The organism is Ferruginibacter sp. (assembly GCF_014377975.1).
Taxonomy (GTDB): Bacteria; Bacteroidota; Bacteroidia; order Chitinophagales; family Chitinophagaceae; genus Ferruginibacter.
In genome coordinates, this window is record NZ_JACMOO010000182.1 from 1 (window position 1) to 9,546 (window position 9,546).

Below are 9,546 nucleotides of genomic sequence, written 5' to 3' on the forward strand. Positions count from 1 at the left end.
GATCATTATTGTAGCAGTAAGCAGGGGAAAAGGCGGCAATATGCTGTTAGATAATTTCATCTTGGCGCTGGATTGTTTTAAAAAGCGGTTACCTGCTGCGGGCCGATCGCTTTATAACAAGTTTTTACAATCAATTTTTTGGAGAACAAAATTAATTTGTACATCCTATCGGCTTGTTAGGCAGTATTATAATTAAAACAGTTCTAAGCTGGTTGTTGGTAGTTGATAATTGGATAAAAAAAATTGGGGGCGTGTTTAAAGATAGAAAAAAAAAGGACTAAAAAGATAAACATTTTTAATCTCTGGCACTTTAGGGTTTTAGTGCAGGATTTAAAATTAAGAAAAAATCTGCGCCTTTCTTCTCTGTAATAGCTCTGTATTTGTTGAAAAATTTCCCCAATTGGTTTTTAAAAAAACCGCTCATTTTAAAATTAACTGCCACAAGGTTAAGTTTGTCACCTTACGATAGCAGTTTTTAATGTTGGCAGGTATTTGGTTACTGTAGTAGTTGTAAAATTAATAACTAACCGGAGATCGATCACGTATTTTACCAACGATTAATGTTATGCCAAATCAATTTTTTACCGCCAGCCTTCACTACATAGCAGACCAAGCTTATTTTTTTAAATCCTTTTTCCGTAACATTTTTAAAAAAGGATTTGAGTGGGAAGAGTTGTTCCGTCAATGCTACCTTATCGGCTATAAATCCATTGGCATTATCACACTTACCGGTTTTATACTGGGCATTGTATTAACCCTACAATCGCAGCCTACTTTAAAACAGTTTGGTGCTGAAAGTTTTATCCCCGGAATGGTGTGTGTGTCGATCATAAGAGAGATAGGACCGGTAATTATTGCATTGATCTGCGCTGGAAAAGTTGCCTCCGGCATTGGTGCAGAATTAAGCAGTATGAATGTTACTGAACAAATTGATGCCATGGAAGTATCTGGCGCCAACCCGGTTCAGTTTTTAGTGGTTACCCGTATACTTGCCTGTACAGTTATGATACCCCTGCTAACAATTTTTGCAGATGCGATGGCACTGCTGGGCGGGTTTACTGCCAGTGCATTGGGAGAGGGTATTACGGTTAAATTGTACTTTACCAAAGCCCTTACCTTACTGGATTACAGCGACGTACTGCCCGCCGTTTTTAAAACTATTTTATTTGGATTTGCCATTGGATTTGTAGGATGCTTTAAAGGCTTTACGTCCAATAACGGAACGGCCAGTGTGGGCCTGGCCGCCAATTCTGCTGTGGTTACAGCGTCTGTGTGGATCATACTTATTGATGCTGTTGTTGTGCAGGTTACCAACTCACTTTTATATGCTTAAAACAATGGTATGGTAATGGAAAAAGTAATCGAAGTAATAAATCTTACAAAAAGTTTTGGAAACAATGCCGTACTAAATGGAATTAGTTTTACGGTAAATAAGGGGGAGAACCTGGTGATACTCGGTAAATCCGGCACGGGCAAATCAGTGGCAATAAAATGTATAGCAGGATTACTTACGCAGGATGAGGGATCATTAAAAGTGTTTGGTGAAGAAGTAAAGGACCTGGAGGCAGATGCGTTAAAATCTTTGCGTTGCAGGCTGGGGTTTCTTTTTCAGGGTGCAGCGTTGTACGATTCTATGACCGTGCGTGAAAATCTTGCCTTCCCTTTAAAACGGGTGTTAAAAATAAAAGACAAGGCAGAAATTGAAAGCCGGTGTATAGAAGTATTGCGGGCAGTAGGGCTGGAGGATGCCATTGGCAAAATGCCCGCCGACCTAAGTGGCGGTATGCGCAAGCGTATGGGGCTTGCACGCACGCTGGTAGTAAAGCCTGAAATTATTTTATATGATGAACCTACCACAGGTCTGGATACCATTACCTCCAAAGAAATAAGTCATTTAATTTTGGAAATGCAGGAAAAATATGATGCCACTTCAGTAATTATAACACATGATATACCCTGTGCAAAAATTACGGCAGACAGGATGTTAATTATGGATGCAGGTAAATGTATTGCTGAGGGAACTTATGAAGAACTTGAAAATAATGACAATGATTTTATACGCTCATTTTTTAAATAAACTATATGAATATCACCACAGCTCAAAAAACAAAAACCGGAATCTTTGTATTCATTAGCCTGCTGTTATTGATTGGGTTGATTTTTTTAATAGGCAAACAAAAAAATTTATTTAGAAGTACCTTTTTAGTGTACGCAGATTTCAAAAATATTGCGGGCATAAAGGAAGGTAATTATGTACGGTTTGCAGGCATTAATATCGGCAGTGTAGAAACAATAACTATTGTAAATGATACCACGGTACAACTGGCATTAAATATTGATGAAAAGATACGGAAGTACATAAAAACAAATGCGGTTGCAAGCGTTGGCAGCGACGGATTGATGGGAGATAAGCTGGTATTGATAGCGCCGGGTAAAGAGGGATTTGCGGTTGTTAAAAATGGGGAGCGGCTGCTTAGTGCCAACCCTTTAAATGTTGACAAGGTTATGAACAACCTTGCTAAAATTGCAGACAATGCTACCACATTAACCAACGGACTTGCGGATATAGTAAATAAAATAAATGAGGGTAAGGGTTCGCTTGGCAGGTTAATGAACAATGATAATCTGGCAAGAAAAATGGAAAACACCATTGCTACGGCCAACCAAACTGCCGCCAGTATTAATGTCACCAGCAAAACTGCCAATGAAGACATGCAGGCGATAAAAGGAAGCTTTTTATTGCGGGGTTATTTTAAAAAGAAAGAGAAAAAACGCATTAAGGACTCTACCGAAAGGGCAAACAAATTAATTAGGTCAGAAAAGCAGAAAAAAGAAGATGTCAAAAAAGAAGATGTCAAAAAAGAAGACAGAAAAAAGGAAGATGCTAAAAAAGATAACTAGCCATACCTAAAGGTTCATTCAGTAACTGCAATCAATTTGAGTCCTTCATTACAATTACAATAATTAAGCTAGGTGGCTTTATCAGACGTGTTGCGGATGAGGCCAATACCGGCACCGAAAAACAATAACCCCAAAATACCATACATAATAATACTCTTTACATTATGGATGCCTGAACCCGCGTTCATAAAATTATAGCCAGCCATTACCAAACCTGTTACACCCAGTAATGTCAGGATGATACCAATGATTCTTTTTTCCATGATACTCTTTTTTTTAAAATGGTGCAAATGAAGTGCCGTTTTGTTTTGGAATTACAAGAAAAAAGCAAACTTGATATTGTACGCAGGTCTAACGCATTTCTAGAAGTGCATTATAAAACAAAACATGGCGTGGCAGCGTATGCACAAATGCTCAATAAATCTTCCAAAACCATCTCCAATTTGTTTTTACAATTTAATCAAAAAACGCCGCTGCAAATTATACAGGAAAGGATACTTCTTAAAGCCAGAAGGCTTTTGCATTATACCGACAGAACGATAAAAGATATTACGTACGAGCTGGGATTTGAGGATATTCAAACCTTTAGCCGGTTCTTTAAAAACAAACAAGGTAAGTCTCCAAAAGAATTTCGCAACACTCCTCTCTAAAATTTTCTTTAAGGTAAAATTGTCAATTTATCGGGAAGGAAAGTCTAAAATGTGGCGGCTGTTGTAAGCCATCTTTGCATTGTTACATTATTCATCTCTTTAAAATAATGACAATGACAAAATTTAGTGTTCCCACAAAAGAAGAAGTAAGTGAAGATAATAAAGTGCTTTTTGATAAATTAAAAAATGCTGTAGGCTTTGTTCCATCATTTGTAAGAATAAATTTTTGCTGTGGCCTGTTTGCCAATCCCCCACTTTCCCTGTTCATCTTTCATTCTGGTATTGATAAGATCAGAGCAGATGCTGTTAATATTTTTTAAATCATGGCTGTATTGGGTGAAATGTTCGTTGTTACAATCGGAACTGCAAATGCTACCTCCGCTTGATGCGATCCACAAACCGGCATCTTTACGGTCTGCGATCCTTATGATAAAATTATTGCTGATACTGTTTGGATCAAGGGGATCATTTTTGTATACTGTAATCGTATACCCACCCTATTTATTCCATCCATCCCAGGTAACAAATTACATAAAGCCGCGGCTATTCTGCATTATGCAAAATACATCGTTGTGAGAAAGACAACTGGTTATTTCATACTAGACTCTGTATTAGTAAGAATATTGGATGAGGAATAAATTGTAGAATTTTACTATGGTGCCTTCTTTAAACTAACTGGTTTTATCAGTAGCGTGTGGTTGGTTATACATGTGGCATTGTCGGGATTATTCAGAAAATAAAATAGCTATTTTACCCGCCAGCTCAATATTCCATAATCTCAATATTTTTAAAATCCATGGGATGGCTGTTGGATTGCAATGAAATGTATCCACTTGTAACAGCATCTTTTCCATCAATGATAAATTTCTTTCCTTCGGCATGCGTGGAATCATAATGTGGATTTTCAAATACCAGTATTTTTTCACCGTTTACAAAATGGGTAATCTTTCCATTGTGTACATCAATTTCTGCTGTGATCCATTCATCACCGTTAAAAGTTTTTTTAATCGTAGGGGTAGTGCAGTAATCTTTGTTTCTTTTTCCGTTTATTTCAACATACATACCGGAGGCACATATTTCACCGGTAGGGCGTTCAGTTTTACCATCACCTCCATGCAGGTTGTACTCTAGGCAAACCGGAAATGGCTGGTTAAAACCTACTGTTGCCGGTGGCTGGCAATGGTACTGAATGCCGCCATCTTTAAAACCCCAGGAAGGCGCACCGGCAGTGAGTTTTCCTACAAAACGGTATTCAACCTTTAACCGGTAACTGGAAAATTTTTTAGTAAAATACAAAGCGCCGAAACGATTGTTGAAACTATCATATTGATCATACCTTGTACTCAGTATTCCATTCTCTACACGAAATGTATTGCCGAAGTTATCCCCCAGTTTGTACCCTGCAATTTTTGGTTGCCAGCCATCCAGATTTTTTCCGTTAAAGATGCTAACCCATTTGTGTGCATTGTGCCGGGTAGTTTTAATCGTACTTGTGTTATAAGATTGTAACACAAACGGTAAAAATATCAATAGTAATTGCAGGTGTTTCATGTAGCAAAATAATTTAGAATTGGAAGATAGTAAAAAGTATTTATTGTAATGCGGGCAGGAACAGAATAACTGGTTTACCACAACAGGTTTAAAGAGACTTGCGTATGAAAGATTAGTACTTTTACTGATGCAAAAATATTTTTTGAGCATACCAAAAAGGAAGCAGGGTAAGGTCAGTTAGAAAGCCGTACAACTCTTGTGATTAAAGATTTAAACTGGATATGTAATAGAGAAGACTGAAAAAAACAGGTTGCATAATAATGGTATTTGCTACATGGTATACTAAAAAACCACAGCCCAGGCGCAAAGCAGCCAATGCAAAGTACTTTCTTGAAGCAGTGAGGTCTCAATGCGGTAAAGAAAATATACTTCACTGGTGTATGGACGTGATATTTGGAGAGGATAAAAGCAAAAAAAATCGTAAGACAGTACTCAAAAATTTTCAATCATTAATAAAGTAGTATTAAATATGTTACGGCATTACAAGTCGGATGAAGCCAGTGGCTCAAAAAAAATAAGCATGATATAAAAACGTACAATCGCAAATAGAGACAATGAATATCTACTGGATTTTTTATTGTCTTTTGATACAGAAAAAATTTAAAATTTTTCATAGGTTCGTTTTTGCCGAAGTTCCGGGATTTGGCCAGGCGATGATAGAAATGTTTATAGTACGCTGGGTATTAAAATCAAATATCAATATGTACTATTGAATCAGTTTCTAAGCCTGATAAAAATTACAGGTTAAAAAAACGTTCGATGGCATTACTATTTCCTCACGAACTACCCTACCTAATAGCTAAAAAAGTTAGTCAGTAGGCATTGTTTGCAGACGACTTGCTCCCATTGCCCCAAATGAAAAGATAAGCGATATCTATCGTGACAGATTTTTTCGTTTGTTCAATTAATATTTTATCTTTAATTAGCTGTAAATATTTTCCAGGCAATAACTGCTTTTAAATTATTAGAAATCCTGCCGATTAACTAAGCGAACTTCTGTATAAACCTTCCCTTATCCTTTATCATTGTGTGATTGATTTATTGAGGTGGCGATTTTATGTTTTACTAAATAATACCAGCACAAGCAATATTATTTAATGACCAAACAATTGTTGATGAAATATATTTTTTCTTTTTTATCCTTATTGGTGATTTCATTTGTTGTACACGGGCAAAACCTGCAGCCTGCTGGTTCGGCGTCGTTTTGTGTGGGTAAAACTGTATTACTTTCCGTTGTTGGAGGAAATCCGTCCTCATTTCAATGGCAATTGAATGGGTCAAATACTGGTGCAAATACGGTTTCTTATGCTGCCGGAATTGCAGGTGTTTACAGAGTTATATTAAGTGGCGGCGGCAAGGCTGGAGATACATTAGGGCCTGTAACCGTCACTGCCGCCCCGCTCCCCGTGGCAAATTTTTCATTTTCTCCGGCAAACCAATGCAGTAATATACCGGTTACGTTTTCAAACACATCTACAGGCGGTGCTACCTATTCCTGGAATTTCGGCGATCCTAATTCAGGAATCAATAATAGCTCCACAACAATCAGTCCATCCCATACTTTTACCGGAGCACCGGGTAATGGTTTGCAAAATTTTACTGTTACGCAAACAGTAACCACCGCAGCAGGCTGTATTACTACTAAAACTTTAAATGTTAGTACAACCCAGTTGCCGGATGGTACTTTAGGAGGAACCAACAAAGCCAGCTATAATGGTTTGATTTATTTTAAGACATGTGGTAATGTTAGCGGAGATTTTACTTTTTCTAATCAGTCTTCTACCAGTGGTACAAATACAAATTACCAAATCGTATGGGGAGATGGTTCGCCTGATTTTAATTCACCCACATTTGTAACAACAAGCCATACTTATTCTATTGGCAGCCACGCAATGCTGTTTATTGTGAAGGGGCTTAACGGGTGTATAGACACGGCTAAATATTTTGCTTTTGTTGGCACCAACCCCGCAGTAGGGCTTAATAATCCTGGTAATACACTGGCCTGTTCCGGCACGTCACTTACTTTTCCCATAACGGGAACCAGCACCAATGCTCCCGGTACTGTTTATACCATTACATTTAATGATGGTACCCCAGCCACTAATTATATTCATCCTTCCGTACCTTCATCAATTACGCACATTTTTAATACTACCAGTTGCGGCACCACCAGCTCAAATGGAACCAATACTTACAACAATTCTTTTTCAGCAAATATTGTTGCAGAAAATCCATGTGCCTCCTCGGCAGCAACGGTTGTACCCATTTATATATCTAAAAAACCAGTGGCAGATTTTGATAGAAGTCCTAACGATACTGTTTGTACAAATGCCCTTGTTACACTAACAAATACAAGTAAAAATAATTTTGTTGACAATGGAAATTGTCAAAATGGTAATTCGATATGGTCTGTTTCTCCAGCCACCGGATGGAGTATTAGTAGTGGTAATTTAGGAAATGATTTCGGACTTGCAGATCCATCCGTGTGGCAGTCAGGCTCTCTCATACTTTTAGTAAAGTTTAGTGAGCCGGGCGTTTATTCAATCAAATTAAAGACCGGCAATCCTAATTGTGGAACGGATGAAATAACAAAGACGATCTGCGTAACTGTTCCTCCTGCACCATCTTTTAGTATAGATAATTCTACCGGTTGCGCACCATTAAACGTAATAGCAACCAATACATCAACATCTTTAAATGCCTGTGCACCTCCAACCTACTTGTGGTCAGTTACCTATGCTCCTTCATTTTGCGGAACGGGTGAATCCTGGAGTTTTACCAATGGTTCTACAACCGCTTCTGCCAATCCCACATTTATATTTACCGGTGCTGGTACCTATACCATAAAATTAGACGTTACTAATACATGCGGTACATTCTCTGTAAGTAAAACAGTCACCGTAAAGCAAAAGCCCCAGGTTGCCATTAACCCTATTGCCGCCATTTGTGCCAACGGCAGCATCAGCCCGGTGGCAGTTGTTGCGGCTTGCAGCCCGGTAACGCCCTTACAATACAACTGGACCTTTACGGATGGTACGCCTGCGGTGTCAACAAATTTATCGCCGGGCAATATCGGGTATGCTTTGCTGGGCAGTCATCCTGTTCAGCTCAGTGTGACAAATGAGTGCGGCGTTACAACAGCGAATGCTGCTGTAATTGTAACTTCTCCACCTGTTGCCAATGCAGGCGTTGACAAAACTATTTGCAGCCGCGGCAGTACTGCAATAGGAACGGCGGCACAGCAGGGAATCACTTACCAATGGGTTCCTTCAACAGGGTTAAGCAGTACCAACACTGCAGTAACTGATGTAAGCTTAACCTATACCGGCGTGAATGCAGATACAACTTATGCCTACATTGTTACCGCATCAGCAGGCAGCAATTGTTCATCAAAAGATACCGTACTGGTTACTGTTAAGACGAGACCGGTTGTGGTATTGAAACCCACCAGTGTAACCATCTGTGCGGGAAGCAATGCGCAATTAACTGCAGCGGGTGCCGCATTCTACAACTGGTTGCCCGCAACAGGTTTAAACAACAGTAACCGTGATACCGTGATTGCATCCCCGGCAGCCACAGCCACCTACCAGGTAATAGGTACCGGAACAAATGGATGTACTGATACTGCCAGCGTGTTGGTTACCGTACAGGCTTTTCCCCGTGCAGGGGCGGGCAATGACAGTATTGTATGTAACAATACTTCATCCGTTAAATTTAATGGCTTGCCGGCGGGAGGTTTCTGGACGGGCTCCAACATAAGCGGCAATGGTATTTTTAACCCGTTGTTGGCGGGCAATGGGGTATATACATTGTACTATACTGTCACATTAAATCAATGCAGCAAAACAGATAGTTTATCGGTTACCGTAATTAACCCGCCTGTTGCAAATGCGGGCAAGGATACAACTGTTTGCCAAAATAGCAATTCGATTTTGCTGAGTGGCTCACCGGCTGGTGGTTCATGGTCGGGTACTAATTTAGTTACAGCCAATGGTACTTTTACTCCATCCGCTACCGGTGTCTACAACGTGTTTTATACCTATGGGGCTGGCTCCTGTATTAATAAAGATACTGTGGTAGTAAAGGTTGGTCCGGGTATTTCAAATAATGTAATCAGTCCAAACCAATCGGTTTGTATCAATACATTACCTGCGCAAATTATAGGGCAAACAGCTACCGGAGGTAATGGTACTGCAGCATATCAATGGCAGTTTAGTACAGATAGCGTAACGTGGGCAGATGTGCCTGGCGAAACCGGTTTAAATTATAGGCCACCGCTATTAACGGCATCTGCTTACTATCGCCGCATAGCATTTACTGCCTTGTGCAGTGGTAGCCAGGGCAGCTTTAGTGCACCGGTAAAAATCACGGTCCGGCAGAATGCGCAAGCTTTATTTACAGCCAGCCCGGTTACAGGCTGCACCCCTTTTAATCTGGCGAATGC

At 39.5% G+C, this 9,546-nt stretch carries 7 protein-coding genes and 1 pseudogene; 6 read left to right on the plus strand and 2 right to left on the minus strand.

The annotated features are described in order from the left end of the window. Positions 1 to 565: 565 nt before the first annotated feature. The 3 genes from H7254_RS10600 to H7254_RS10610 are packed head-to-tail and all read left to right on the plus strand — an operon-like array spanning position 566 to position 2,901. Positions 566 to 1,333, plus strand: a complete 768-nt coding sequence (locus H7254_RS10600) for an ABC transporter permease (RefSeq protein ID WP_301932941.1) — start codon at positions 566 to 568, stop codon at positions 1,331 to 1,333. 15 nt (positions 1,334 to 1,348) lie between these two features. Beyond that, positions 1,349 to 2,077, plus strand: coding sequence for an ABC transporter ATP-binding protein (locus H7254_RS10605; protein WP_367875437.1), 729 nt, complete (start codon positions 1,349 to 1,351; stop codon positions 2,075 to 2,077). Between the two features lie 5 nt (positions 2,078 to 2,082). After that, positions 2,083 to 2,901 carry an MlaD family protein gene (locus H7254_RS10610; protein WP_301932942.1) on the plus strand — a complete coding sequence of 273 codons (819 nt, stop codon included), beginning with the start codon at positions 2,083 to 2,085 and terminating at the stop codon, positions 2,899 to 2,901. Between the two features lie 68 nt (positions 2,902 to 2,969). On the opposite strand, the gene H7254_RS10615 is transcribed toward H7254_RS10610, so the two are convergent. Then, complete coding sequence (locus tag H7254_RS10615) at positions 2,970 to 3,164, minus strand: hypothetical protein (RefSeq protein ID WP_301921848.1); 195 nt, start codon at positions 3,162 to 3,164, stop codon at positions 2,970 to 2,972. Positions 3,165 to 3,191: 27 nt separating this feature from the next. Here H7254_RS10615 and H7254_RS10620 point away from each other — a divergent pair, with 27 nt between their 5' ends. Both H7254_RS10620 and H7254_RS10625 read left to right on the plus strand, forming a co-directional pair. Continuing rightward, positions 3,192 to 3,551: an AraC family transcriptional regulator gene (locus tag H7254_RS10620; protein WP_301932943.1), complete on the plus strand. Its 360-nt coding sequence runs from the start codon at positions 3,192 to 3,194 to the stop codon at positions 3,549 to 3,551. Between the two features lie 113 nt (positions 3,552 to 3,664). Next, positions 3,665 to 3,871 carry a hypothetical protein gene (locus H7254_RS10625; protein WP_301932944.1) on the plus strand — a complete coding sequence of 69 codons (207 nt, stop codon included), beginning with the start codon at positions 3,665 to 3,667 and terminating at the stop codon, positions 3,869 to 3,871. 442 nt (positions 3,872 to 4,313) lie between these two features. Here the strand turns inward: H7254_RS10625 and H7254_RS10630 are convergent, their stop codons facing one another. Next, the gene (locus H7254_RS10630; RefSeq protein ID WP_301932945.1) at positions 4,314 to 5,102 is read right to left on the minus strand and encodes a DUF1080 domain-containing protein; all 789 of its coding nucleotides are present in this window, start codon (positions 5,100 to 5,102) and stop codon (positions 4,314 to 4,316) included. A 1,115-nt stretch (positions 5,103 to 6,217) separates the two neighbouring features. On the opposite strand from H7254_RS10630, the pseudogene H7254_RS10635 reads away from it, so the two are divergent. Continuing rightward, positions 6,218 to 9,546, plus strand: a pseudogene (locus H7254_RS10635) (hypothetical protein); the annotation flags it as partial.

Bases quoted from the DNA above. Each gene is read 5' to 3' on its own strand.
- H7254_RS10615 (WP_301921848.1), bottom strand. From the start codon at position 3,164: ATGGAAAAAAGAATCATTGGTATCATCCTGACATTACTGGGTGTAACA.
- H7254_RS10620 (WP_301932943.1), top strand. From the start codon at position 3,192: ATGAAGTGCCGTTTTGTTTTGGAATTACAAGAAAAAAGCAAACTTGAT.
- H7254_RS10600 (WP_301932941.1), top strand. From the start codon at position 566: ATGCCAAATCAATTTTTTACCGCCAGCCTTCACTACATAGCAGACCAA.
- H7254_RS10610 (WP_301932942.1), top strand. From the start codon at position 2,083: ATGAATATCACCACAGCTCAAAAAACAAAAACCGGAATCTTTGTATTC.
- H7254_RS10625 (WP_301932944.1), top strand. From the start codon at position 3,665: ATGACAAAATTTAGTGTTCCCACAAAAGAAGAAGTAAGTGAAGATAAT.
- H7254_RS10630 (WP_301932945.1), bottom strand. From the start codon at position 5,102: ATGAAACACCTGCAATTACTATTGATATTTTTACCGTTTGTGTTACAA.
- H7254_RS10605 (WP_367875437.1), top strand. From the start codon at position 1,349: ATGGAAAAAGTAATCGAAGTAATAAATCTTACAAAAAGTTTTGGAAAC.